Raw genomic sequence first — 24,192 nt, 5'->3', positions numbered from 1 at the left:
AAATTTTCACGGTGACGGGTCAATCATGGACCCATGGCTAACGGACTAGCCCCCCATCTGAAGCCCGCCTCACGGCGGGCTTTGGCTATCTGCAGACAGCGAATTCCGCGTTTTCCCTCCTTTTCACAGGGGTTTCCGGCCTCCCGGCTGGCAATGCACCTGCGACGACATGTCCGAATCCAGACAGAATTGGACGCCCCCAAAAAGCGCAGACACGGCTAGAATCCACGCCGTCCCGATCCGGTTCGATGGCCGTGGCGGGGGAGCCCGGTATCCGCTGGTCGGTGTTTCCTGTGGTGCTGCGCGTCCTTCCCTAGACTACCCGGCTCGCTCGAACCATCCCTTCGCGGGGGCGGAACGGCACAGGGTCGTTCGGCATGGAAGCTGCCTGGGCCGGCCTTCGACACACCTATAAGAGTAGAAATCTGCATGACATACCCTGAACGTCCCCTGCTTCATCTGCTGACGCGTACCAGCCTGGTGGGCCAGATCATCGTCGGCCTGATCGCCGGCCTGCTGCTCGCCAGCTTCTTCCCGGCCGCCGCGCTCAAGGTCGGCTTCATCGGCAAGGTCTTCGTTTCCGCGCTGAAGGCCGTCGCGCCGGTACTGGTGTTCGTCCTGGTGATGGCATCCATCGCCAACCACAGGCAAGGCCAGCAGACCCATATCCGGCCGATCCTGCTGCTGTACCTGGTCGGCACCTTCAGCGCCGCGGTGGTGGCGGTGATCGCCAGCTTCGCCTTCCCCTCGAGCCTGGTGCTGGCCAGCCATCCGGGCGAGATGTCGCCTCCGGGCGGCATCGCCGAGGTGCTCCAGTCCCTGCTGCTGAGCGTGGTGGACAACCCGGTCAACGCCCTGATCTCGGCCAACTTCATCGGCATCCTGGCCTGGGCCATCGGTCTCGGCATCGCCTTCCGCCACGCCAGCGATACCACCCGCAACCTGCTCTCCGAGCTGTCCAACGGCGTCTCGCTGATCGTCAAGGTGGTGATCCGCTTCGCCCCGCTGGGCATCTTCGGCCTGGTCGCCTCGACCTTCGCCGAGTCCGGCGTCGAGGCCCTGAAAGGCTACGCCCACCTGCTGGTGGTGCTGCTCGGCTGCATGCTGTTCGTGGCCTTCGTGGTCAACCCGCTGATCGTGTTCCTGAAGATCCGCCGCAATCCCTATCCGCTGGTGCTGACCTGCCTGCGCGAAAGCGGCATGACCGCGTTCTTCACCCGCAGCTCGGCAGCCAATATCCCGGTCAACCTGCAGCTCTGCGAGCGCCTGGGCCTGCACGAAGACACCTATTCGGTATCGATCCCGCTGGGCGCGACCATCAACATGGCCGGCGCAGCGATCACCATCACCGTGCTGACCCTGGCAGCGGTGCATACCCTGGGCATCGCCGTGGACGTACCGACCGCGATCCTGCTCAGCGTGGTGGCGTCGGTCTGCGCCTGCGGCGCATCCGGCGTGGCCGGCGGCTCGCTGCTGTTGATCCCGCTGGCCTGCAGCCTGTTCGGGATTCCCAGCGAGGTGGCGATGCAGGTGGTAGCGGTAGGCTTCATCATCGCGATTCTCCAGGACTCCGCGGAGACGGCGCTGAACTCCTCGACCGACGTGCTGTTCACCGCCGCCGCCTGCCTGGCGGAGGAGCGCAAGGCGAGCGCCGCCTGATTCGATCCCTGGATCACGGAAGAAACCGCCCTCGGGCGGTTTCTTCGTTTCGCTCCGGCGCGCTTTGACCTGTGCGCCGCGCTGCGGCCTAATGTTCGCCCGTCCTTCCCGAGTTGCCGCATGTCGTCTCCTTCCTTGCCCGACGCCAGTCTCCGCGCCAGCACCCTGCATCTGCCGGCCGGCCCCTGGAGCACCGTGCTCGATTGTCTCTGCGCGCGTTTCCCGGCCATCGACCGCGACACCTGGCTGGCGCGCATGCAGCGGGGCCGGGTGCTGGACGCCGAGGGGCGTGCGCTGGGCCCGCAGGCGGCGTATCGCGAAGGCCTGCGTGTGCACTACTTCCGCGAGTTGCCGGCGGAGGCGCCGATCCCTTTCGAGGCGCGCATCCTGTACCGCGACGAGCATCTGCTGGTGGCGGACAAGCCGCACTTCCTGCCGGTGATGCCGGCCGGCGGCTATGTCGAGCAGACGCTCCTGGCGCGGCTGGCCCGCAGCACCGGCAATCGCGACCTGGTGCCGCTGCATCGGATCGACCGGCATACCGCCGGGCTGGTGCTGTTCTCGACCAATCCCGGCAGCCGCGGGCGCTACCAGGCGCTGTTCCGCGAGCGGCGCATCGACAAGTACTACGAAGCGATCGCTCCGGCCTTGCCGCGACTGGACTTCCCGTTGCTGCGCAGGACCCGCCTGGTGCCCGGCGAGCCGTTCTTCCGCATGCGCGAAGGCGAGGGCGAGCCGAACAGCGAGACGCGCATCGAGGTCGCCGAGCGCAACGGCCGCTGGTGGCGCTACCGGCTGTATCCGGTGACCGGCAAGAAGCACCAGCTGCGCGTGCACCTCGCGGCACTCGGCGCGGGTATCCAGAACGATGGGTTCTATCCCGAGCTGCTGGACGCCGAGGACAGCCCCGACGATTACCGGCGGCCGCTCAAGCTGCTGGCCAGGGGGCTGCGCTTCGACGACCCGCTGAGCGGGGAAAGGCGTACGTTCGAATCCGGGCTGCGGCTCGATTGGCAGGTGTAGGCGACAGGCTCGCCAGCGGAATGCTGGCGTACGTCGCCGACCCGGAGCGCATGGCGCGTTTCTATGAGCAGGCGCTCGGCCTGGAGGGCTGCGCGGGCGAGTAGAAGAATCGCCCGCTGTGCGGCTGGACGCGCCCGCCGGAGCGGGCGCGCGTCGCTCAGGGACGCTTGTCCAGCTTGACCACCAGGCGCAGTTGCTCGACGCAACCGCGGCTCTGCTCGATCAGCTTGCCGAACTCGGCGCTGTTGATCTCGTCGTGGTTGAGCCAACTGGTCTTCTGCACTTCCCGGTAGCGATAGTGGTAGCCGCCGTCCTTGGCCGGTTCGGCCTGCAGGTCGATGTCGAACCAGGGGCTGCGGATCTCGCAACTGTGCGCCGGCTCGTCAGTCTTGCCGCCGGACAGGCTGATGTCGTAGGAGGTGATCTGCGGTTCGCCCAGGTACAGCTCGGCCAACTGGCCTTCGCTGCGGTACTTGGCGAACGCGTCCCACTGGCTGGCCAGGTCCTGGCGGTTGTAGAAATACTCTCCGCCGAGCCGGTCGAGGGCGCGGCGGTCGGTAAGCCTGGCACTGATCGTATAGCTGGGCGGCAGCACGAACTGGCTGTCGTCGCGCTCCAGCACGCAGTCGCTGCCTTCCTTGGCGAAGTTGCGGCACAGGTCCTGGTCGGTGCTGGTGCGGCCGCGTTGGCGATCGGCGACGCTGAGCTGCATCAGCGGCGCATTGGAAAGCTCCACGCGCGACTCGACCCGGGCCTCGCCGTCATGGGTGTAATGCTCGCTGCGGGTCACGCGCAGGGTGTCGCCGGGCGCTTCCAGGGGAATCTCGTCGCGCCGCACCTTGCCGTCGGCGCCCAGCACCAGCGCCCAGCGCTGCTGGATGTCGGGCATGGTGCGGCCGGGAGCGAACACCGGGTTGGTCGGGTCCAGCCACCAGGTCTTGCCGTCCACCTCGGCGCGGACGATGGCATGGTTCGGCGCGTACATGCCGGGCACCAGCAGGTCCCAGACCACGTCGCCGCGGCTGACCAGGGTCGGTTCGGCCTTGATCCCGGCGGCCTTGAGCATGGCGGCGAGGAGGATCGCCAGGTCCTTGCAGTCGCCGTAGCCATTGCGCTCGATCTCCGCCAGGGAGAAGGGCACGTAGCCGCGCTCGCTGGCGCGCCAGTCGCCCAGGTAGCGGTAGGTGTCGTTGATGTACTGCATCAGGCCGGCGACCTGCTCGCGGGCCGGCTTGCCCTTCACCGCGGCGACGGCCGCCGCGGCGCCCTTGGGCAGCTCCGCGGCGAGGATCTCGTTGTAGCGCGCGGCGAACGGGCCGAAGTTGTCCTGCAGGTCCAGCGAACTGCCCAGCTCCAGGCGCGGGGTATGTCGCAGGTAGGCGTTGCCGGCTTCGTTGATGTAGTTGGTGTATTGCGGCTTTTTCAGGCTGACCTTGAGGGTCTTCTTGTCGGCGCTCTGTTCGATGCGATAGGCGTCCATCAGCTCGCTGCGCACGAAGATCGGCCGCTCGGCCTTGAACTCGGCGACGAAGCGGTCGTCGCGCACCGGCATCGGCGGGCGGCTGAGGATGTAGTGGAACTGGGTGCTCAGCGGCTTGGCGGTGAAGTGCTCGCGCAGGGTGTAGCTGATGCGGGTGCCGACGCGCAGGTTGGGGAACGCCAGGGAGGTCTGGCGTTCGCGCAGGAAGCCCTGGTCCGGGTTCGGCGCGGTGCGCGTATCGATCTGCGACTGGTCCAGCGGCACCGGCTTGCCGCCGGGCTGGGTCAGCTCGGCCTTCTCCACGATCAGGCTATCGGTCTCCGCGTAGCTGCGATCGATGCGCGAGAGCATCTCGCGGCCGCTCGGCTTGAGGATGGTGAAGCTGTAGGTGCTCACGCAATCGGTGCTGTTGTCGGCGTTGAACTGGCAGCGGAACTCGGTTTCGCCGGCCAGCGGCGCCTCGGCGATCGGTTGCAGCGCGGCGAGGGCCGGGGTGGCGGCGCAGAAGACGCTGGCGGCGAGGAAGGAAGGGGAGAAGGGATGACGGGGCATCGGAGCCTCAGGATGAAACGTTTGAGCGGAACTCCCCGGCGTAGCCGGGCGCAAGGGGGCGCCGGGCGATAGCCGGGGAGATGGACCCTGAATGATAGGTTTTATCAATTCCGCATGTCGACCGGCGGGTCCGGTTATGTGCGGGATGTCGCCGTTGCGATCTTTTCGCCGGCTTCATTCGCCGGGCTTCGCCGTTCTGTGGCAGGCGCACGCCTGTTCCTGGCGCTCCGGAACCGGGTCGTAGCCGCCCGGGTGCCAGGGGTGGCAGCGCAGCAGCCGGCGCGCGCCGAGGTAGCCGCCTCGCAGCGGGCCATGTACGCGGATGGCTTCCAGGGTGTAGTGCGAGCAACTGGGGTAGAAGCGGCAGCGGGGACCGATCAGCGGGCTGATTGCGTACTGGTAGAAGCGGATCAGCCCGATCAGCAGGAACTTCATGGCGAGCCCTCGGCGGGGTTGCGGCGGCGAGCGGGCATTGTAGCGCCGTTGTCGGTCCTCAAGGAGCATTCTCCGCTGCGCAATAAAGGGTCCGCCCGTCGACGAGGCTGCGAGCAGTCGCCAGGCGGCCGCGCAGGCCGGGTTCTTCCGGCGCCAGCGTGCCCTCGCGCCAAGCGCCTCCGCGCAATGGAATCAGTGCCGAACGGCCGTAGCCCGGGCAGTACGCCTCGGCGTCGCCCTCCAGGTAGTCGACGCCGTCCAGGGTCAGCTCGCCGACATTCCAGCGCGCGCCGAGGTAGGCCTGGCGGAACGGCCCGTCGGCAAGGACGTAGAAGCCCCCGCGCACCTTGCTGGCCGCCGTGGTGAAGCCGATGGTGCGGCGCGGTTGTGGGATCACCAGCAGCGGTCGCCGTGGGTCGGCGAAGGCCTCCTGCAACTCGACCAGGCGCTGGCGGGTGGCGCCCATCTCGCGCCGGTAGCGCTCGCCGCGCGCCCGCGCGTCGTCGGGAAGTTCGCTCCAGGCCGGAGGCTGGTCGCGCAGCAGGTAGTCCAGCGGCCAGGTGCCGGCTATCGCGGCTTCCTTCCAGTCCGCGTCGTCGTCGCGCAGGTCCAGCAGCACTCCGGCCAGCGCGCCGATCTCGTAGGCTTCGCTGTCGACGCCGACGCCGATCTCGTTGGCATCGTAGAAGGCCAGCGCGTACTCCCGCAGCGCCTGTCGATAGCGTTGCGGATCCTCGGCGAAATCGGTGCGGTAGCGCGCGGCGGCGGCCATCTCGATGTAGCGCGCGGTGCCTTCGCTGAGATCGACCTGCGCCGCCAGCCGGCTTTCCTCGGGAGCCGCTTCGCGCCAGCGGCGCAGCCAGCCCTGGGCGTCGCTCAGGTAGCTGTCGCGCTGCCCGGGCGTGCGCAGGGCCTGGAGCAGCGACTGGAACAGGGCATAGCGGTATTCCCGCGGGCGCGGGTCGAGCGTGGCCAGGTCGCCGCGATAGCCACCGGGCTTGCGCAGGCCCGGCCAGTCTTCCTGGGCGTAGCGATGGAAGGCTTCGTGCGGGCCGATGGCGGCCAGCGTCTCGCTATTGCCGGTATTGCTCCGCAGGTGCGCGGCGCTGATCTGCAGCAGCACCGCCGGACGGCCCCGGTAACGCGGAAAGGCATAGCTCAGGTCGAGATCCGGGTCGCTGTCGCCCGCCACCGTGGTGCGCTGCGCGCGGCCTTCGGCATCGGCGACCCAGGTACTGCGGCCATCGCTGTAGAGGAAGGCCTTGTCGGCCATCCGCCAGCCGGGCCAAAGTCGTTCGCTGTGCTGGCCGACGGCATGGGCATAGGCCAGGTAGCGGCGGGCGAACGACTCGCTGTCCGTCGCCGCGGCGGGAAGGGACAGGGCAAGCAGGAGCAGGGGCAGGGCTCGGGTCATGGCGGGTACGGTTGCGCAAGGTCGGTCGGGGCGACGAAGGTATCCCGCCGCTTCCCGATTGACCGTCGCGGCCGCTGCCGCGTTCCCCTAGGCGGTGTTGCGCGCCCGCGCCAGGTCGCGCAGCGGCGGGGCGCCGAACAGCCGGCTGTACTCGCGGCTGAACTGCGACGGGCTTTCGTAGCCGACCCGGTAGCCGGCGGCGGCCACTTCCAGGCCCTCGCTGAAGATCAGCCGGCGTGCTTCCTGCAAGCGCAGCTGCTTCTGGTACTGCAACGGGCTCATCGCGGTCACGGCCTTGAAGCGGTGGTGCAGGGTCGAGGGGCTGAGGTTGACCACCTGGGCCAGTTGCTCGATGCGCAGCGGCTTCCCGTAGTTCTGGTTGATCCAGTCGATGGCGCGGGTGATGCGGTGGGCCTGGCTGTCGGCGATGGCGATCTCGTGCAGGCGCTGGCCCTGGCCGCTGCGCAGCAGCCGGTAGAAAATCTCGCGGAGGATCAGCGGCGCCAGCATCGGGATGTCGCGCGGGCTGTCCAGCAGATGGATCAGGCGCAGCACCGCATCCAGCAGGCTGGCGTCGATACGGTCGACGTAGAGGCCGCGGTCGCCGCGCCGGCTGGCCACTTCCATGGGCCCGGCGTCGGAGATCAACTGGGTGATTTCCGCCGGGTCGATATCCAGCCGGACGCAGAGGTAGGGCGCGTCCGGCGAGGCGTCGATCACCTGGCCGGCCAGCGGCAGGGTGACCGAGACCACCAGGTAGTGCAACGGATCGTAGATATAGCGTTCCTCGGCCAACTGCACCTCCTTGCGGCCCTGGGCGATGATGCACAGGGCAGGTTTGTGCATGCCGCGCGCCGGCAGGGTGGGGCCGTCGGCGCGGATCAGGGCGAGGGGTTCGACGGCGGTGCCGTAGATACCGTCGCGGGGGCAATGCCTGAGCAGCGACTGCGCCAGTTCGCTCTGGCGCTGACGCAATTCGGCGGGGAGATCGACGGAAAGAAGCGGGGCGTTTTCGCTCATGCGGGGACTCGCGGGGGAAACCTTCCCAAGACTAGCGCGCGTCGCGGCGACAGGCATCCATCGCGCTGCGCGATGGCAGGATCAGGCAAGCATTCGCCAGGAACAGGCAAGCCAGCTCGTTTCACCGGGCGCAAGCGGATGAGAAAAAACCGGAACGCGGCAGTTTCAGGCAAGAACCCGACAGTATCCGTCTACCGATTCCCCGCGCCGTCCCCCTAATCTGGCTGGCATGGCGGAATCTCCGTCATGCCGATGGGAAATACCTGCAGGGGGACACACCTATGTCAAATCAACAGGCCAGACTGTCATCGGGCGGCGTGCCGCCGGAGCGCGCGCCGGGCGCCTCCCGTTCGCGGTCGCGCGACGGCGCTCTGGTCCCCGACACGCCTTCCCGTTCGCCTGCCGGCCCCGCCGCGGGCGGCACGCTGGCGCGGACCCATCCCGGCAACTGGTAATCGGAGGCAGGGCACATGCGTCACCCTTACACCCCACAGCGGCCGGCCGGCGTCTCGGCGCCGCCGGCCCTTCCACTCCTGGTGCCGCTTGCGCAGCGGCGAATCCATGTCGAGGAGGCAGAGAGCATGCCAGCGTTCAATCGGGCCAGTCACCTGGTCAGCATTCGCGCCCGCAGCGGCCAGTCGCACCGCCTCGGCCTGCGCCTGCAAGAGCTGGCGCAGGCGGGCCAGGCTGCACCCGGTTGCCTGCGCTACGAACTGCGCCAGGCGGACGGGGACGCCGACCTGTGGCTGTTGCACAGCGAGTGGAGCGATGAAGCTGCCATGCAGGCGTACCTGTCCGGCGACGCCCAGCGGGTCTTCGCCGAGGTGCTCTGGCAAGCGCTGGCGGCGACCCTGGACGTGCAGGAGCGGCCGTTCTGAAACCGGGCGGGCGGATGACGCGGCGCGGCGTCCGCCCGTCCCCCTTGTTCTGGCGTCTCAGCGACCCGGCGCGACCGGCGACTGGTCCGCTCGTTCGTCTTCGACGTCGCGATGTCGCTCGAAGGCGGTCTCCGGCGAGCCATCGGCATTGACCTGCAACACCGCGCGCGGACGGCCGTCCTCGCCAATGAATACCTGGCCGATCCCGGCGCTGTTCCACAGGCGCTCGCCGGCCTGGCTGTGCTGCGGAACGCGCGGGCGGATTTCCAGGCTGCGCCGCTGGGTCAGCCAGTTCAGCGGCGACCAGGGCGCATAGAGCCAGCGGTTGAGGCGGTCGAACCAGTCCAGCAGGCGTCGCGGGAATTCGTTCTTGATCCCGCTGCTGGTGATCTGCCAGAGCCGGGGCCCGCGCTCGCGGTGGCGAATCCGGATGTCGTAGACGAAGGAGTAATGCACGTCGCCGGAAAGGATCAGGTAGTTACCCGGCGTGCGCGAGTGGCGGAAGATGTTCATCATCACCGAGGCCGCGCCGCGATGGGCCATCCAGTTTTCCGCATCGACCAGCAGCGGCTGGCCGATCCAGCTGAAGAGCTTCTGCACGCCCTCGATCAGCTTGACCCCGAACATCGGCGCCGGCGACACGATGATCGCCGCCTTTTCGCCGAGCAGGTCCTGCTGGAGTTCACTCAGCGCCTCCCAGTCCATCAGCCCGGAGGGCCGGCCCAGGTTGCGCTCGCTGCGCCAGCGGCGGGTGCGCGTGTCGAGGACGATCAGGGTCGGGCTGCCAGGCAACCGGTAGTGCCAGTGCTGGAAGTCGAGCAGGGCATCGAGCAGGCGGTCCTGCTCGGCGCAGGGCAGCCGGCCGTCTGCCGCGGCACCCTCCATCAGGGCCGCGACCGGCGCCAGCCATTCGCCGCAATGCTGCGGGTCGTTGCCCCAGCCCTGGCAGAGCAGGTAGGCGAGCAGGGCGTTGCCGATGATCCGCCGGGAGAACGGATGGCCGTAGGCGGTCAGCTCCCAGCGCGCGGAAAGGTTCCAGTCGTCGGTGATGTCGTGGTCGTCGAAGATCATCAGCGACGAGATATGCGCCAGTGCCCGCGCCACGCCGGGCAGGCCATCGCGGAAGGCTTCGATGTGCCGGCGCTCGTCGGCGAAGCGCTGCGCGTGCCGCGCATCCAGCCCCGGCGGCGGTTCCAGCCTGACCAGGCGCCAGGGCGCCGGCGACCAGACCAGCAGGTACATCGCCAGCACCTCGGCCAGGCCGACCAGATGGTTGTGGGCGTTGGCCGAGGTGAAGATCGGCTTCTTCACCCCGCCGAAGAAGCGCTCGCGCAGGGCTTCGTTGGACTTGAAGGCGGGCAGCAGGTCCTCGCGCCGGTAGTAGGTGGCCGGGTGTGCGTAGAGCGCCTCGCTGTCGTCCACCAGCGCGCCTTCCAGGTGTTCGCCGTACAGGCCGAGGCGGCGGATCAGCCCATGGATGGCCACCAGCATCGGCCCGGCGACGTCGTCGGCGTAGACCTGGTCGCCGCTCATCATCAGCAACGCCGGGCGGCTTTTGGCCTGCAGCAGGTTTTCCTCCAGCAGCCGGTCGACCTGCAGCAGGCCATCGGCCGCCGGGTGATGCGGCTTGCGGCAGGAGCCGTGGAGCAACTGGTCGAGACGTGGCTTGAGCACCAGGCTGGCGCGCTGGCGACCGGGGTAGAGCAGATGCGGCGCCCATTCGGCGATTCCCGCAGACTCCCCGCCGTCGGCGGCGAGGCGCAGGTCGTAGTCGACCAGGCGGGCGCAGGGCAACGGCGGGTCGAGCGCGACATCCAGCAGGTGCAGCCAAGCATGGGTGCCGATGCGGATGGCCGAGTGGGTTCCTTCCGCGAGGCGGATCCGACGCTCCGCCTCGCCTTCGCTGGCGAGGATCAGTTCGATGGTCGTCGGGCATGACGTGGCCAGCCAGAACACCAGGCGTCCGGGCTCTGCGCGGCGCAGCAGGGGACCGGCCAGGACCAGGGGCAGGGCTTCGTCAGGCGGGGTGTCGTTGGGGAGCGAGGCGGACATTGGTACGGGCGTTGTCGACGCGGCGAAACAAGCTGACGAGTATGCCGCTTTCCGCGGATCGCGGCGTTGCCATTTCGTAAGGAATGACGACAGTCGTCGCGGGATGGCGATCTTCTAATGCCAAAAAGTTAAGTACACCTTAATTAATATTCTTTTTTGCGTTCGGGCTTCTGCGGCATATTGCCTTCCGCGCAGGCCCGGCGGCCTGCCATCGCTGTTTGCGGGAGGGACACGTGCAATCCGACGTCGGCGCCGCCTCCCGCCGATTAAGGTTTCGCCTGCCACCCCGACGCCCGGTGGCGCAGGCCCGTAGCACGAGAGTGCGGAATGGGCATGGATCAGACACGCAATCGCCTCGTCGGCCTGATGTTCCAGAACGACTATTCCTGGCTGAGCGGGCGCCTGCGGCGCTACCTCGGCTGCCCCCACAGCGCCGAGGACATCGCCTCGGAAACCTTCCTCAAGGTCCTCGCCCTGCCGGACCCGGCAAGCATCCGCGAGCCGCGCGCGCTGCTCACCACCATCGCCCGCCGGTTGATGTACGACGGCTGGCGGCGCCAGGACCTGGAACGCGCCTACCTGGAAAGCCTGGCCGGGCTTCCGGAGGCCCTCGCGCCGTCCGCCGAGGAGCAGGCCCAGGTGGTGGAAACCCTGCTGCGCCTGGAGCGCATGCTCGCCGGGCTGTCGCCGAAGGCCCGCGCCGCCTTCATCCATAGCCAGATCGGCGGACTGACCTACGTGGAGATCGCCGGCTTGCTGGAGGTTTCCGTCAGCCGCATCCACCAGTACATGGTCGAGGGCTTCAAGCAGTGCTACCAGGTGCTTGCCGAATGAGCCAGGGAAGGCGCGAACGCATCCTCGACGAAGCGGCGCAGTGGATGGCGCTGCTGCAATCCGGCCATGCCGGCGCCGAGGAGCGCCTGGCGTTCCAGCAGTGGCGCCAGGCCGACGCCGAGCACGGTGCGGTGTTCGACCGGCTCAGCCTGGGCTTGCAGTCGTTTCGCGACGAGCCCTTGCACGGCTTGCGCGCCGAGCAATTGATCGGAGCCCTCGAGGCGCCGTTCGCCCGTCGCCGGTTTCTCCAGCGCAGCCTCGGCCTGGCGGCGTTCGGCGTGGCGACGCTGGCGCTGGGGCGGATCGGCATCGTCGGCTTCCCCTGGCCCGGCGACCTGTATACCGGCACCGGACAACGCCAGAGCTTCCGCCTGGAGGATGGCAGCCAACTGGTGCTGGACGCGCGCAGCCGGGCACGCCCCGAATTCGATGGCTACCGGCGTCGCCTGCGCTTACGCGAGGGGCGCCTGCTGGTTGACGTGGCACGGGATCCGGCGCGGCCGTTCGTCGTCGACACCGGGCGCGGCCAGGTCGAGGCGCAGGGAACCCGCTTCCAGGTCAGCGATGACGGTGCCAGCTCGCGGGTGGTGGTGCTCGAGTCGCGGGTGCGGATCACCACGGCCGACGGACGGCAATGCCTGCTGGAGCGCGGCCAGAGCGCGCGTTTCGACGCCTCGGCGATTCTCGCCCGAGGTCCTGCCGAAGGCGGCGAGAGCGCCTGGCTGGATGGCCGGCTGGAGGTCCGCGACCGTCCGCTGGGGGAGGTACTGGAGGCGTTGCGCGCCTATCGCCGCGGCATCGTCAGCGTCGCCGACGACGCGGCGGCGCTGCGCGTCAGTGGTATCTACCCGCTGGACGACAGCGGCGTGGCGCTGGCATTGCTGGAGCAGAGCCTGCCGATCCGGATCGACTACCACGGGCCCTACTGGGTCAGCATCGCCAGCCGCTGAGGCGCGCGCCCGGCGGCGAGCCGGGCGGCGCGACGCTTCAGAACGGTTTGGTCGGCAGGTACTTGCCGTCGAGGGTGATCACCGCCCGCGAGCCGCCTTCCGGGTCCTCGACCTTCTTGATGTCCAGCTTGAAGTTGATCGCGCTGATGATGCCGTCGCCGAACTGTTCGTGGACCAGTGCCTTCAGGGTGCTGCCGTAGACTTGCAGCATCTCGTAGAAGCGATAGATGGTCGGGTCGCTGGGAATGCCGCCGGGAATGCTGCCGCGCAGCGGGATGCTTTGCAGCAGGAGCACCGCGTCGTCGTCCAGGCCGAGTTGGGCGGCGACCTTGCGCGCCGCCGCCTCTGGCAGGGCATGCTGGCCGAGCAGGGTGGCGGTGACGAAGGTCAGGGCGAGACCGGTGCCGTCGGCCAGATCCTGCCAGGACAGGCCCAGGCGGGCCTTGTTCAGGACCACGGTCTCGGCCAGTTGCTGGCGCGCGTTGGGGGACACTTGGCTGTGTTGCATGGGATGACTCTCCTTGCGGGTGGTTGTGAGGGAAGGGATTCAAGCGACCGCCTGCCCAGGTTCGCCGCCTACCGCGCGCACTTCGGGATGCTCGGCGAGGGAGACGAAGCGCCGGCTGGCGCCGTCGAGGGCGTCGATGCGGCCGCTTTCGATGTCGTAGACCCAGCCGTGCAGGTTCAGCCGACCCTGTTCCAGGGCGCGGGCGACGCAGGGGTGGGTGCGCAGGTTGGCCAGTTGGGCGATCACGTTGTGCCGCACCAGGGCGTCCAGCCGCGCCGCCTCGGAGGCGTGTTCGTGGGCGCTGTTCATCGCCCGTGCGGCCTCGGCGTGGTGCAACCAGCCGGCCACCGCCGGCAACTGGTCGAGACAGGCGCAGGACGCGATGGCGCCCATCGCGCCGCAGTCCGAGTGGCCGCAGACCACGATGTCGCCGACCCCGAGCACCGCCACCGCGTATTCCACCGAGGCGCTGACCCCGCCGGGCTGCGGCCCGTAGCCGGGGACGATGTTGCCGGCATTACGGATCACGAAGAGTTCGCCGGGCTCGCGCTGGGTCAGCAGCTCGGGGACCACCCGGCTGTCCGAGCAGGCGATGAACAGCGCCTTGGGGGCTTGCCGGGTGGCCAGGGACTTGAACAGTTGCGAGCGCGCCGGGTAGGCGTCGCGCTGGAAGCGGAGAAAGCCGTCGATGATGTCACGCATGGCGCTGGGCTCCTGGCCGTCGAATGGTGGGGCCAGGATGCGCGGACTGAGCCATAGGGTCCAAGACCGGTTTATTATTCCAATCATTGGTCTGGCCTATAGTTGGATGTTTCCATGCTGCTTCGCCACCTGCGCTACCTGCTCGCTGTCGCCGAGCATCGCAACTTCACCCGCGCCGCCGAGGCGCTGCACGTTTCGCAGCCGACCCTGTCGCAGCAGGTGCGGCAACTGGAAGAGCAACTGCGCGTGCAATTGCTCGACCGCTCCGGCAGGAGCGTGCGTCCCACCGATGCCGGCGAGCTGTACCTGCTTCATGCGCGGCGTGCCTTGCGCGAGCTGGAAGCGGCGCAGCGGGCGATCCACGAGGTGCGCGACCTCAGTCGCGGCCGCCTGCGCCTGGGCATGACGCCGACCTTCACCTGCTATCTGGTGGGCGCCCTGGTGGATCCGTTCAATCAGCGCTATCCGGGCATCGAGTTGAGCCTCGAGGAGTTGCCCCAGGACGCCCTGGAGGCGGCGCTGATCGACGATCGCCTGGACCTTGGCGTGGCCTTCAGCGAGCCGGGTTCAGTGGAGATCGACAGCCAGCCGCTCTACCTGGAGCGCCTGGGCCTGGTGCTGGGGGCGGAACACCCGGCGGCGGACGCGCCGCTGGCCGCCGCAGCGCTGGCGGAGTTGCCGTTGGCGTTGTTGCGCGACGACTTCGCCACGCGCCGGCACATTGACGCTTACCTGCGCCAGCAAGGGGTGACGGCGCGGGTGGCGCTGGAGGCAAACTCGATCAGCGCCATCGTCGACGTGGTTCGCCGCGGACGGCTGGCCAGCATCCTGCCGGAGGCGGTGGCGCGCCAGCAGGCCGGGTTGCGCTGCATGGCGCTGCGGCCGGCGTTGCCGACCCGCCAGGTAGCGCTGTTCTGGCGCCAGGGCAGCCATCCCGGCGCCGCGCGCCTGGCCTTCCAGGCCCTGGCGCTGGAACTCGGCGCCGAGCTGGGCGACGCCTGAGCGGGATCAGCCGCGACTCGGCTGCAACGCCGCGGGTTCCTCGCGGCGCAGACGCAAGGCCAGGGCGGCGCCGAACAGGGCGAGCAGGGCGCTGAGCGCGGTCACCCATTCGATGCCGCGCGCCTGGCTGGCCAGCAGGCTGGCGGCATCGGCGCCACGTACCTGGGCGTTGGCCAGCGCTACCAGCAGGGCCAGGCCGAGCGCGCCGCCGATCTGCTGGGTCATCGAGGCCATCCCCGAGGCGACGCCCTGTTCGGCGGGATCGACGCCGCTGGCGGCGCTGACCCACATGGCGGTCCAGGTCATGCCCTGACCGACGCTGAGGATCACGATGGCCGGCAGCAGCGCCAGGAAGCTGCGCCCCAGCGGCAGGCACGCTGCCAGCAGGCCGAGCCCGAGTGCGCCCAGCAGCAGGCCGGCGACCAGCGTCGCGCGTGCCCCGTGGCGGGCCAGCAGGCGCTCGGCGACGCGGATACCGAGGGTGCAGAGCAGAGTCGCCGGGAGGAACGCCAGGCCGGTCTGCAACACGCTGTAGCCGTACACCGACTGGAAGTAGATGGCCAGGAAGTAGTACTGCACGCCGTAGCTGCTCATGAAGATCGCGGTCAGTAGCATCGCCACCTGCAGGTTGCGGTTGCCCAGCAGGCGCAGCGGCATCAGCGGGTCGCGGCTGTAGTGTTCGATGGCGAGGAACGCCAGCAGCAGCGGGACGGAAAGGTAAAGTCCGAAACGTACCGAGGGCGCATCCCAGCCCGACTCGGGGCCCTGGACCAGGGCGAAGACCAGCAGGGTGGCGCCGGCGGTGACCGTCAGCGCGCCGGCCAGGTCGAAGCGCCGACCGCGCTGGCGCCGGGCGTCGGCCGGGATCAGGCGCAGGGCGAGCAGCGCCGCGGCGCCGGCCAGCGGCACGTTGACCAGGAAGATCGAGGCCCAGCCGAACAGCTCGGTGAGCGCGCCGCCGAGCGCCGAACCGAGGGCCAGGCCGAACGCCGAGGCGATGCTCCAGATCGCCAGGGCACGATTGCGCGCCGGGCCCTCGGCGAAGTGATTGCCGATCAGCGCCAGGGTCGCCGGGAACAGCAGCGCGCCACCCAGGCCCTGCACGGCGCGGGCGAGGATCAACGGCAACTCGCTCTGGGCCAGGCCGCCCGCGAGGGAGGCGAGGGCGTACAGGCTTTGCCCGAGGACGTACATGCGGCGCCGGCCGAGCAGGTCGGTGGCGCGCCCGCCGAGCAGGAGGAAGCCGCCGAAGGCCACCGTATAGGCGCTCACCACCCATTGCAGGCGTTGCGCCGAAAAATCCAGCGCCCGACTGATTTCCGGCAGGGCGACGAACACGATGGTGGCGTCGAGGGCGATGATCAGTTGCGCGCAGGCGAGCAGGGCGAGCATCCAGTTGGAAGGGGCGGCACGGTCCGTCACGGCGGGACTCCTGGTCTGGGTTGGGCGCGGCCAGTGTTTCTCATGCTGGAATCGTGATAAATAGCCTCTCCGTCCTTTCACTGATGAAAATAATCATCGATGAGATCGCCATGGACCTGAATGCCGTCAAGTTGCTCGCCCGCGTGGCCGAGACCCGTAGCTTCACCCAGGCCGCCGTTTCCCTCGGTCTGACCCAGTCCGGCCTGTCGCGCGCCATCGGCCGGCTGGAAGCCGAACTCGGCGTGCGTCTGCTGCACCGCACCACCCGCAGCGTCAGCCTGACCCCGGACGGCCAGCTGTTCTACGAGCGCTGCGCACCCTTGCTGGCGGAGCTGGAGGAAGTCGAGAAGTTGCTGGTGGACCGCCAGTGCGCGCCGAGCGGTCCGCTGAAGATCACCACCCCGCAGGCGCTCGGGCGGATCGTGATCATGCCGGCGCTGCGCGAACTGACCCGGCGCTACCCTCAGTTGCAGATCGAGGCGGCGATGACCGATCGCCTGGTCGACCTCACCGAGGAAGGCTTCGACGCCGCCGTGCGTCTCGGCCGGGTCGGCGACGTGCGCCTGATCGCCCGGCCGCTGGCGGCGTTGCGTTGGGTCACGGTGGCGTCGCCGGAATACCTGCGCAGTCACGGCACGCCGGAGCGCCTGGAGCAACTCGCCGGGCACAACTGCCCGACGGTGCGCGACCTGCACACCGGCAAGCTGCTGGAATGGCAGTTCCAGCGCGACGGCCAGCCGCTGAGCCTGGCGGTGCGCGGCGACCTGGTGCTGGACGTGGCCGACGCGCTGGTCGACGCGGCGCTGGTCGGCCAGGGCATCGTCCAGGTGATGGGCTTCATGGCCGAGGAGGCGATCCGCCGGCGTCGACTGGTACGCATCCTCCAGCCCTTCGAACCGCCGCTGTGCCCGGTGTCGCTGATCTACCCGCCGTCGCGGCAGTGCTCGCTGAAGATCGGCGCGCTCTACGAGGAACTGAAGAGCGCGCACTGGTGCGGGGCGCTGACGTACTGACCCGAGGGCGGCAGGGCGGATAACGCCGTGTTCGGACCGGCGGATAGCCGCAAGCGGCTATTCGCCCTACGCGGGGCAAGGCCGGTAGCGGAGCTGGGGAAGATTGTCGGGTAGGGCGAATAACGCCGGAGGCGTTATCCGCCGATACGCCGTGCCTGAACCGGCGGATAGCCGCAAGCGGCTATTCGCCCTACGCGGGGCAAGGCCGGCAGCGGAGCTGGGGAAGATTGTCGGGTGGGGCGAATGACGCCGGAGGCGTTATCCGCCGATACGCCTATTCGCCTGCGTTTATAAGCTCAGAACAAAGCGTTCCAAGCTGGCCCTGCAAATCTCCCGCGCTCATCGCTCATCCCCTGGAAACCATGTTTTCGGGGGGAACCGAACGATGCCGCACCATGCTCCATCCACACGCCTGCCTTCCAGCCTGGCCCTGGCCGCGCTGCTCGCGGCGGCCTACGCCGCGCCGCCGGAGGCAGGTGCGGAGACGCCCGCGCCCGCCGCCAAGGCGCTCACCTTCGACGTCGCCGCCGGCCCGCTGGACCAGGTGCTGCTAGGCATCTCGCGGCAGAGCGGCTTGCTGATCTCCTTCGAGCAGTCGCTGGTGCGCGGCCGGCAGGCGCCGGCGGTGCGCGGTCCGCTGAGTGTCGACCAGGCCCTGGAACAGGCCCTGCGCGGTAGCGGCCTGCAGTTCCGCCGTTCCGAGCGCGGCGCGGTGATTTCCGCCGCGCCGCTGCGCGCGGCCGTACCGGCGGCGAAGGTGCAGTCGCTGGCGGCGAAAGCGGAGCAGACCCTGGAGCGGGTGGTGGTGACCGGCTCGCGGATTCCCCGCGCCCAGCAGGAAGGGCCGTCGCCGGTCACGGTGATCAGCAGCGAGGAAATCCAGAACCGTGGCTACCGCAACGTCTTCGAGGCCTTGCAGACGCAGACCCAGAACACCGGCATGACCCAGGGCGAGGACTACGGCAACACCTGGCAACCGGCGGCCAACGCCCTCAACCTGCGCGATCTCGGCCCCAACCACACGCTGGTGCTGATCAACGGCCGGCGCGTCGCCGACTACCCGACCGCCTATGGCGGCTCGGTGAACTTCACCAACCTGGCGAACATCCCGGCGGTCATGATCGACCGCATCGAGATCCTCAGCGGCGGCGCCTCGGCGATCTACGGCTCGGATGCCATCGCCGGGGTGGTCAATATCGTCCTGAAGAAGAAATTCGATGGCGTCGACGTCAACCTGCGCGCCGGCACCACCGAGCGCGGCGGCGGCGACAACCAGCGCCTGCAACTGGTCGGCGGCGGTGCGACGGGCGACTTCGAAGGCCTGTTCGGCCTGCAGGTCGAGCAGCGCCAGCCGGTCTGGGCCAACCAGCGCGGTTTCATGGACAGCTACCCGGACGGCAACAACGTCGGTTACCGGCTGAACCCGCAGAGCGGACGCTACCTCGGCGACGCCTCCTGCGCCGGCCTCGGCGGCCTGTTCGGCGGCAACGTGGCGCCGGTGCCGGGCGCCAGGGGTGGCTATCGCTGCATGACCGACCAGTACTACAACAACTACTGGACCCTGCAGACCAAGAAGGAAAACTACGACGGCTACGCCGGCGGCACCTGGCACCTGAGCGACAGCGGCAAGCTGTTCGCCGACCTGCTGTTCGGCTTCGACCACCTGCAGAACAATACCCGCGGGCCGTCCTTCACCTCGCCGGACTTCATCAATGCCTCCAGCGGCGACCTGGAGCGCTGGTACCGGCTGTTCTCGCCCGAGGAGATCGGCGGCAAGAGCAGCAACAACAGCAAGTGGCGCGAGGTGTCCTGGACCGGCACCCTCGGCTACAGCGACCGCGTCGCCAATACCTCCTGGGAATACGAACTGGCCGCGACCCGCTCCGAGTACCGCAGCGACCGCACTACCCGCTACACCCCGGCGGCCGGGATCCTCGACCTGTACCTGGGCCGCAAGCTCGGCGAACGCGATGGCTACCCGGTCTACGATCCCGATCCGGCGCGCCTCGGACGTCCGCTGAGCGAGGAAGAATGGCGCAGCCTGCGGCGCAACGTGACCCAGCACAGCGAGTCCTACTCGCAGACCTACAGCTTCACCGGCAACGGCGAGCTGTTCGACCTGCCGGCCGGCCCGGTGGCCTTCGCCGGCGTGCTGGAGGTGGGCAAGCAGGGCTACAGGATCCGCCCCGATTCGCAATACAACGACGGCTCCCTCTACAACGTCTCCAAGGCCAGCAGCTCCGGCGGCTCGCGCGACCGTTACGCCGCCGGCGGCGAATTCAGCATCCCGCTGCATGACACGCTGCTGGCGTCCGCCGCCGGCCGCTGGGACCAGTACAGGTTCAGCGGTCGCACCGAGGAGCAGACTACCTACAACCTGGGGCTGGAGTGGCGCCCGCTGACCAGCCTGCTGCTCCGCGGCAGCTACGGCACCAGCTTCCGCGCGCCGGACCTGAACTACATCTACCAGGCCGACGCCAACGGCTACTACCCGGCGCAGAAGGACTACTACGGTTGCGAGAAAGGCGTCGACGGCGCTTGCAAGAACGGTCGGGTCGACTACGTGCAGAGCGGCACGCCCGACCTGAAGTCCGAGCGCGGGCGCTACTGGAGCTACGGCTTCGTCTGGTCGCCGTCGAGCAGGTTCGACTTTTCCGCCGACTACTACCACATCCAGATCGACGACCTGCTGACCACCCTCGATCCGGACAAACTGCTGCGCGACGAGGCGGCCTGCCGCAGCGGCGGGCTCGATCCGGACTCGGCGCAGTGCCGCGACACCCTGGCGCGGGTCGAACGCAACGCCGGCGACGCCAGCGTCGATCCGAATCGCCTGAACAAGGTCTACGTCAATGCCATCAACGCGGCCAAGGAGCGCACCAGCGGCATCGACCTGCGCAGCAACATCCGCTGGGGCGCCGGCGACTACGGCGCCTTCTCCTCGACCCTCGGCTACACCCTGGTGTTGTCCCACGACTACCAGCAGTCCGACGACTACCCCAGCGAGAACCAGCGCGACAGCCTCGACTCCCACGACTGGCGCAGCAAACTCAACGCCAGCCTGACCTGGGACTACGCACAGTTCACCTCGACGCTCTTCGCGGTGCGCTACGGCAGCGTTACCAACGCCGCTGGCAGCGGGCGCCTGAGCCCGTGGACGGTGTTCAACGCCAGCGCCCGCTACCGGCTCAACGAACGCGCCAGCGTCGGCCTGACGGTGAACAACCTGCTCAACCAGATTAAGGAGGACGACTCCGATGGCTGGCCGTACTATCCCACCGGCAACTACGACGCCATGGGCCGCCAATGGTGGCTGGACTTCAGCTATCACTTCGGTGGTTGAGCCATGCCCGGACGCATCCTGGTCTTCGCCTGCTGCCTGCTCGCCAGCCTGGCCCGCAGCGAACCGCGCCATGCCATCACGCTCTACGACGAGCCGGCGAAATACCCGCCGGGTTTCCAGCACTTCGACTTCGTCGACCCGCAGGCGCCCAAGGGCGGCAGCCTACGGCGGATGGAAAGCGGCAGCTTCGACACGCTGAACCCCTTCGCCAACCGCGGCACGCCGATCAGCATGACCCAGGCCGCGCTGATCTACGAAACCCTCGGCTTCCAGTCACTGGACGAGCCGTTCACCGAATACGGCTACCTGGCGCGCTACATCGAGAAAGCCCCGGACAACAGCTGGGTGCGTTTCCATATTGATCCGCGGGCGCGCTTCAGCGACGGCGTGGCGGTCACCGCCGAGGACGTGAAGTTTTCCTTCGACAGTCTGGTCGAGCAGGGCAGCCCGTTCTGGCGCGCCTACTACAAGGAGGTCCGCGAGCCGGTGGTGGAGGACCGCCTGCGCATCCGCTTCGACTTCCGTCATGCCGGCAACCGCGAACTGCCGCTGGTGCTGGCCCAGCTCTACGTGCTGCCCAGGCATTGGTGGCAGGGACGCGACTTCAACCGCAGCAGCATGCAGCCGCCGCTGGGCAGCGGACCTTACCGGCTGGAGAAGGCCGAGGCGGGGCGTTCGGTGAGCTACCGGCGCAACCCCGACTGGTGGGCTCGCGACCTGCCGGTCGGGCGTGGCCTGTACAACTTCGAGCGGATCCGTTTCGACTACTACCGCGACAGCGGCGTGGCCTTGCAGGCGTTCAAGGCCGGGCAGGCCGACATCAATGTCGAGACCAGCGTCAAGGCCTGGAGCAGCGGCTACGACTCGCCGGCCCTGCGCGATGGCCGGTTGCGCCAGGAGAGCTTTCCCTACCCGTACCCGGCCAGCCTCCAGGGCCTGGTGTTCAACCTGCGCCGGCCGCTGTTCGAGGACCGCCGGGTACGCCAGGCGCTGAGCCTGCTGTTCGACTTCGAATGGACCAACCGACAGCTCTTCGGCGGTCGCTACAAGCGCCTGCGCAGCTATTTCGACAACTCGGAGATGGCCGCTCGCGGCCTGCCCGGCGCCGACGAACTGGCCTTGCTGGAGCCGCTGCGTGGGCAGATCCCCGAGGAGGTCTTCGGCCAGGCCTACGCTCCGCCGGTGAACGACGGCAGCGGCGATATCCATGAGCGCCTGGTGCAGGCCTACCGCCTGCTCGGCGAGGCCGGCTGGCATGCCGTCGACGGACGCCTGCTGGATACCGCCGGACGGCCGCTGCGCTTCGAACTCCTGCTCCAGGGCAAGGGCCTGGAGCGCGCGCTGCTGCCGTTCCAGCGCAACCTGGCGTGGATCGGCATCGATATGCGCCTGCGCCAGGTGGACGCTTCGCAATACATCGAGCGCATACGTGCGCGGGACTACGACATGATCGTTTCGAGCTTCTCCCAGTCCAATTCGCCGGGCAACGAGCAGTACAGCTTCTGGCATTCCTCCAGCTACGCCGATCCCGGCGGCTACAACCGCATCGGCCTGAAGGACCCGGCCATCGACCGGCTGGTGCAGGCGGTGGTCGAGGCCGACTCGCGGGCCGCCCTGGAAACCGCCGTGCGCGCCCTCGACCGGGTGCTGCAATGGGGCTACTACCTGATCCCGACCTGGTATTCCGACGAGGTCTGGATCGCCAGCTGGAATCGCTTCGGCCGACCGCCGCAGGCGCCGCGCTACAGCCTGGGGCTGAACACCTGGTGGGAAGTCCGCGAGCGGGCCGTGCCGAGCCGGCAGGCGCAGTGACATGGGCGGCTACCTGTTGCGCCGCCTGGCGCTGATCCTGCCGACCCTGCTGGGCATCCTGCTGATCAACTTCGCCATCGTCCAGGCCGCACCCGGCGGGCCGGTGGAACAGGCCATCGCGCGCCTGCAGGGCGTCGACGGCGGCGGCCCGCTGGGGCGTGGCGGGGAGGGCGGGCATGGCGCGCTGGAACCGCAGCGCCACGGCGAGACCGGCATCGACCCGCAGCTGGTGGCCGCCCTGGAGCGCCAGTACGGCTTCGACAAGCCGCCGCTGCAACGGCTCTGGCTGATGCTGTCGAGCTACGCCCGGCTGGATTTCGGCGAGAGCTTCTACCGCGACGCGCGGGTCGTCGACCTGATCGCCGAGAAGCTGCCGGTCTCGCTGTCCCTGGGCTTGTGGGCGACGTTGATCACCTACCTGGTGTCGATTCCCCTGGGGGTGGCCAAGGCGGTGCGCCACGGCAGCGCCTTCGACCTGTGGAGCAGCGCGTTGGTGGTGGTCGGCTATGCGGTGCCCGGCTTCCTCTTCGCCATCGTCCTGATCGTGCTGTTCGCCGGCGGCAGCTACCTGGACTGGTTCCCCCTGCGTGGCCTGGCTTCCGAGGGCGCCGAGCGCCTCGGCCCGCTGGCGCGTTTCGCCGATTACCTCTGGCACCTGGCGCTGCCGGTGGGTTCGCTGGTGGTCGGCGGTTTCGCCAGCCTGACCCTGCTGACCAAGAACAGCTTCCTCGACGAGATATCCAGGCAGTACGTCGCCACCGCTCGCGCCAAGGGCCTCGGCGAGCGCCGGGTGCTCTACGGCCATGTGTTCCGCAACGCCATGTTGCTGGTGGTGGCCGGGCTGCCGGCGGCGCTGGTCTCGGTGTTCTTCACCGGGTCGCTGCTGATCGAGGTGCTGTTCTCCCTCGACGGCCTCGGCCTGATGGGCTACGAAGGGGCGCTCGGCCGCGACTACCCGGTGGTGTTCGGCAGCCTGTTCATCTTCACCCTGCTCGGGTTGCTGGTGAAGCTGGCCGGCGACCTGGCCTACAGCCTGGTCGACCCGCGCATCGACTTCGCCGCGAGGAAACAGTGAGATGGCCATCGTCCTTTCCCCGCTGTACCGCCGCCGCCTCGCCGCGTTCCGCGCCAACCGCCGCGGGCGCCTGGCGCTGCGGCTGTTCCTCGCGCTGTTCGTCGCCTGCCTGTTCGCCGAGCTGATCGCCAACGACCGCCCGCTGCTGCTGGAATACCGTGGCCAGTGGTTCCTGCCGGTGCTGCGGGACTATCCGGAAACCGCCTTCGGCGGCGAGCTGCCGTTCCCGCCGGACTACCGCGGCCGCTTCATGAGCGAACGCATCGCCCGCGACGGCTGGGCGCTGTGGCCGCCGATCCGCTTCGACGCCCGCAGCATCAACTACGCGCGCCCGGCGCCGGCGCCGCCCTCGGCGGAGAACTGGCTGGGCACCGACGACCAGGGCCGCGATGTGCTCGCGCGGGTGATCTACGGCTTGCGCCTGTCGATCCTCTTCACCCTCGGCCTGACCCTGGCCTCGTCGTTGCTGGGAATCTGCGCCGGCGCGGTGCAGGGCTACTACGGCGGCTGGATCGACCTGTTCGGCCAGCGCTTCATCGAGGTCTGGTCGGGTCTGCCGATGCTTTACCTGCTGATCATCCTCGCCAGCCTGGTGCAGCCCGGGGTCGGCTGGCTGCTGGCGATCATGCTGCTGTTCTCCTGGACCAGCCTGGTCGACGTGGTTCGCGCCGAGTTCCTGCGCGGTCGTCACCTGGAGTACGTCAAGGCGGCGCGAACCCTCGGCCTCGGCGACGCCGGGGTGATGTTCCGGCATATCCTGCCCAACGCCATGGTTGCGACCCTGACCTTCCTGCCGTTCCTGCTCTGTGGCGCGGTGACCACCCTGACCGCCCTGGACTTCCTCGGTTTCGGCCTGCCGCCCGGCTCGCCGAGCCTTGGCGAACTGGTCGGGCAGGGCCGCGACAACCTCCAGGCGCCCTGGCTCGGGCTGACCGTGTTCGTGGTCCTGGCGACCTTGCTCAGCCTGCTGGTGTTCATCGGCGAAGCGGTGCGCGACGCCTTCGATCCGAGGAAATGA

19 protein-coding genes are annotated in these 24,192 nt (G+C 68.7%); 11 read left to right on the top strand and 8 right to left on the bottom strand.

All coding sequences use genetic code 11. The annotated features are described in order from the left end of the window. Window positions 1-429: 429 nt before the first annotated feature. Window positions 430-1,659: a serine/threonine transporter SstT gene (sstT, locus tag VQ067_RS15635; RefSeq protein ID WP_003088680.1), complete on the top strand. Its 1,230-nt coding sequence runs from the start codon at window positions 430-432 to the stop codon at window positions 1,657-1,659. A gap of 120 nt (window positions 1,660-1,779) precedes the next feature. Further along, complete coding sequence (locus VQ067_RS15630) at window positions 1,780-2,682, top strand: RluA family pseudouridine synthase (RefSeq protein WP_003111649.1); 903 nt, start codon at window positions 1,780-1,782, stop codon at window positions 2,680-2,682. A 157-nt stretch (window positions 2,683-2,839) separates the two neighbouring features. Here the strand turns inward: VQ067_RS15630 and VQ067_RS15625 are convergent, their stop codons facing one another. The 4 genes from VQ067_RS15625 to cmrA form a co-directional block, all read right to left on the bottom strand. Then, the gene (locus VQ067_RS15625; RefSeq protein ID WP_003088690.1) at window positions 2,840-4,714 is read right to left on the bottom strand and encodes a DUF3857 domain-containing transglutaminase family protein; all 1,875 of its coding nucleotides are present in this window, start codon (window positions 4,712-4,714) and stop codon (window positions 2,840-2,842) included. 174 nt (window positions 4,715-4,888) lie between these two features. After that, a complete protein-coding gene (gene yidD / locus VQ067_RS15620) occupies window positions 4,889-5,149 on the bottom strand; it encodes a membrane protein insertion efficiency factor YidD (protein WP_021264708.1) in 261 nt (86 codons plus the stop codon). A 58-nt stretch (window positions 5,150-5,207) separates the two neighbouring features. Beyond that, window positions 5,208-6,563 (bottom strand): hypothetical protein, encoded by a 1,356-nt coding sequence (locus tag VQ067_RS15615; RefSeq protein ID WP_023112454.1) that lies wholly within the window; start codon window positions 6,561-6,563, stop codon window positions 5,208-5,210. Between the two features lie 87 nt (window positions 6,564-6,650). Next, window positions 6,651-7,583: an AraC family transcriptional regulator CmrA gene (gene cmrA, locus VQ067_RS15610; protein WP_023091888.1), complete on the bottom strand. Its 933-nt coding sequence runs from the start codon at window positions 7,581-7,583 to the stop codon at window positions 6,651-6,653. 581 nt (window positions 7,584-8,164) lie between these two features. Here cmrA and VQ067_RS15605 point away from each other — a divergent pair. Continuing rightward, entirely contained in the window at window positions 8,165-8,461 is a 297-nt protein-coding gene (locus tag VQ067_RS15605; RefSeq protein ID WP_003088696.1) for an antibiotic biosynthesis monooxygenase family protein, read from the top strand. 57 nt (window positions 8,462-8,518) lie between these two features. Here VQ067_RS15605 and VQ067_RS15600 read toward each other — a convergent pair whose 3' ends face one another. Beyond that, the gene (locus VQ067_RS15600; RefSeq protein WP_033990790.1) at window positions 8,519-10,513 is read right to left on the bottom strand and encodes an alkaline phosphatase D family protein; all 1,995 of its coding nucleotides are present in this window, start codon (window positions 10,511-10,513) and stop codon (window positions 8,519-8,521) included. A 327-nt stretch (window positions 10,514-10,840) separates the two neighbouring features. Between VQ067_RS15600 and VQ067_RS15595 the strand changes: the two genes are divergently transcribed. After that, window positions 10,841-11,347 carry a sigma-70 family RNA polymerase sigma factor gene (locus tag VQ067_RS15595; RefSeq protein WP_003088700.1) on the top strand — a complete coding sequence of 169 codons (507 nt, stop codon included), beginning with the start codon at window positions 10,841-10,843 and terminating at the stop codon, window positions 11,345-11,347. Continuing rightward, the gene (locus VQ067_RS15590) at window positions 11,344-12,297 is read left to right on the top strand and encodes a FecR family protein (RefSeq protein ID WP_033990789.1); all 954 of its coding nucleotides are present in this window, start codon (window positions 11,344-11,346) and stop codon (window positions 12,295-12,297) included. The genes VQ067_RS15595 and VQ067_RS15590 overlap by 4 nt, the downstream gene beginning before the upstream one ends. A 37-nt stretch (window positions 12,298-12,334) precedes the next feature. On the opposite strand, the gene cynS is transcribed toward VQ067_RS15590, so the two are convergent. Together cynS and cynT are read right to left on the bottom strand one after the other, a co-directional pair. Then, on the bottom strand, window positions 12,335-12,805 hold the full coding sequence (cynS, locus tag VQ067_RS15585; protein ID WP_033990788.1) for a cyanase: 471 nt from the start codon (window positions 12,803-12,805) through the stop codon (window positions 12,335-12,337). Between the two features lie 39 nt (window positions 12,806-12,844). Beyond that, entirely contained in the window at window positions 12,845-13,507 is a 663-nt protein-coding gene (gene cynT / locus VQ067_RS15580) for a carbonic anhydrase CynT (RefSeq protein ID WP_003107081.1), read from the bottom strand. A 114-nt stretch (window positions 13,508-13,621) separates the two neighbouring features. Here cynT and cynR point away from each other — a divergent pair, with 114 nt between their 5' ends. Beyond that, a complete protein-coding gene (cynR, locus tag VQ067_RS15575; protein WP_014602990.1) occupies window positions 13,622-14,509 on the top strand; it encodes a transcriptional regulator CynR in 888 nt (295 codons plus the stop codon). A gap of 6 nt (window positions 14,510-14,515) precedes the next feature. Here cynR and VQ067_RS15570 read toward each other — a convergent pair whose 3' ends face one another. After that, the gene (locus tag VQ067_RS15570; protein ID WP_052150380.1) at window positions 14,516-15,901 is read right to left on the bottom strand and encodes an MFS transporter; all 1,386 of its coding nucleotides are present in this window, start codon (window positions 15,899-15,901) and stop codon (window positions 14,516-14,518) included. 140 nt (window positions 15,902-16,041) lie between these two features. On the opposite strand from VQ067_RS15570, the gene VQ067_RS15565 reads away from it, so the two are divergent. The 5 genes from VQ067_RS15565 to VQ067_RS15545 all read left to right on the top strand — a co-directional run bounded on the left by VQ067_RS15565 (window position 16,042) and on the right by VQ067_RS15545 (window position 24,192). Further along, on the top strand, window positions 16,042-16,944 hold the full coding sequence (locus VQ067_RS15565) for a LysR family transcriptional regulator (RefSeq protein WP_023094081.1): 903 nt from the start codon (window positions 16,042-16,044) through the stop codon (window positions 16,942-16,944). 385 nt (window positions 16,945-17,329) lie between these two features. Continuing rightward, the gene (locus VQ067_RS15560) at window positions 17,330-20,287 is read left to right on the top strand and encodes a TonB-dependent receptor (RefSeq protein WP_033990784.1); all 2,958 of its coding nucleotides are present in this window, start codon (window positions 17,330-17,332) and stop codon (window positions 20,285-20,287) included. Window positions 20,288-20,290: 3 nt separating this feature from the next. Further along, on the top strand, window positions 20,291-22,099 hold the full coding sequence (locus VQ067_RS15555; protein ID WP_340080856.1) for an extracellular solute-binding protein: 1,809 nt from the start codon (window positions 20,291-20,293) through the stop codon (window positions 22,097-22,099). A 1-nt stretch (window position 22,100) separates the two neighbouring features. Further along, on the top strand, window positions 22,101-23,174 hold the full coding sequence (locus tag VQ067_RS15550; RefSeq protein WP_033989101.1) for a microcin C ABC transporter permease YejB: 1,074 nt from the start codon (window positions 22,101-22,103) through the stop codon (window positions 23,172-23,174). Window position 23,175: 1 nt separating this feature from the next. Further along, complete coding sequence (locus VQ067_RS15545) at window positions 23,176-24,192, top strand: ABC transporter permease (RefSeq protein WP_074241415.1); 1,017 nt, start codon at window positions 23,176-23,178, stop codon at window positions 24,190-24,192.

This window comes from Pseudomonas sp. KBN12P06040 (assembly GCF_037574965.1).
Taxonomy (GTDB): Bacteria; Pseudomonadota; Gammaproteobacteria; order Pseudomonadales; family Pseudomonadaceae; genus Pseudomonas; species Pseudomonas aeruginosa.
Note: the sequence above shows the minus strand (reverse complement) of the source record. Positions and strands in the feature narration are given on the sequence as shown.

Coding starts and splice junctions, on each gene's coding strand:
- sstT (WP_003088680.1), top strand. CDS start 430: ATGACATACCCTGAACGTCCCCTGCTTCATCTGCTGACGCGTACCAGC.
- VQ067_RS15630 (WP_003111649.1), top strand. CDS start 1,780: ATGTCGTCTCCTTCCTTGCCCGACGCCAGTCTCCGCGCCAGCACCCTG.
- VQ067_RS15625 (WP_003088690.1), bottom strand. CDS start 4,714: ATGCCCCGTCATCCCTTCTCCCCTTCCTTCCTCGCCGCCAGCGTCTTC.
- yidD (WP_021264708.1), bottom strand. CDS start 5,149: ATGAAGTTCCTGCTGATCGGGCTGATCCGCTTCTACCAGTACGCAATC.
- VQ067_RS15615 (WP_023112454.1), bottom strand. CDS start 6,563: ATGACCCGAGCCCTGCCCCTGCTCCTGCTTGCCCTGTCCCTTCCCGCC.
- cmrA (WP_023091888.1), bottom strand. CDS start 7,583: ATGAGCGAAAACGCCCCGCTTCTTTCCGTCGATCTCCCCGCCGAATTG.
- VQ067_RS15605 (WP_003088696.1), top strand. CDS start 8,165: ATGCCAGCGTTCAATCGGGCCAGTCACCTGGTCAGCATTCGCGCCCGC.
- VQ067_RS15600 (WP_033990790.1), bottom strand. CDS start 10,513: ATGTCCGCCTCGCTCCCCAACGACACCCCGCCTGACGAAGCCCTGCCC.
- VQ067_RS15595 (WP_003088700.1), top strand. CDS start 10,841: ATGGGCATGGATCAGACACGCAATCGCCTCGTCGGCCTGATGTTCCAG.
- VQ067_RS15590 (WP_033990789.1), top strand. CDS start 11,344: ATGAGCCAGGGAAGGCGCGAACGCATCCTCGACGAAGCGGCGCAGTGG.
- cynS (WP_033990788.1), bottom strand. CDS start 12,805: ATGCAACACAGCCAAGTGTCCCCCAACGCGCGCCAGCAACTGGCCGAG.
- cynT (WP_003107081.1), bottom strand. CDS start 13,507: ATGCGTGACATCATCGACGGCTTTCTCCGCTTCCAGCGCGACGCCTAC.
- cynR (WP_014602990.1), top strand. CDS start 13,622: ATGCTGCTTCGCCACCTGCGCTACCTGCTCGCTGTCGCCGAGCATCGC.
- VQ067_RS15570 (WP_052150380.1), bottom strand. CDS start 15,901: ATGCTCGCCCTGCTCGCCTGCGCGCAACTGATCATCGCCCTCGACGCC.
- VQ067_RS15565 (WP_023094081.1), top strand. CDS start 16,042: ATGGACCTGAATGCCGTCAAGTTGCTCGCCCGCGTGGCCGAGACCCGT.
- VQ067_RS15560 (WP_033990784.1), top strand. CDS start 17,330: ATGCCGCACCATGCTCCATCCACACGCCTGCCTTCCAGCCTGGCCCTG.
- VQ067_RS15555 (WP_340080856.1), top strand. CDS start 20,291: ATGCCCGGACGCATCCTGGTCTTCGCCTGCTGCCTGCTCGCCAGCCTG.
- VQ067_RS15550 (WP_033989101.1), top strand. CDS start 22,101: ATGGGCGGCTACCTGTTGCGCCGCCTGGCGCTGATCCTGCCGACCCTG.
- VQ067_RS15545 (WP_074241415.1), top strand. CDS start 23,176: ATGGCCATCGTCCTTTCCCCGCTGTACCGCCGCCGCCTCGCCGCGTTC.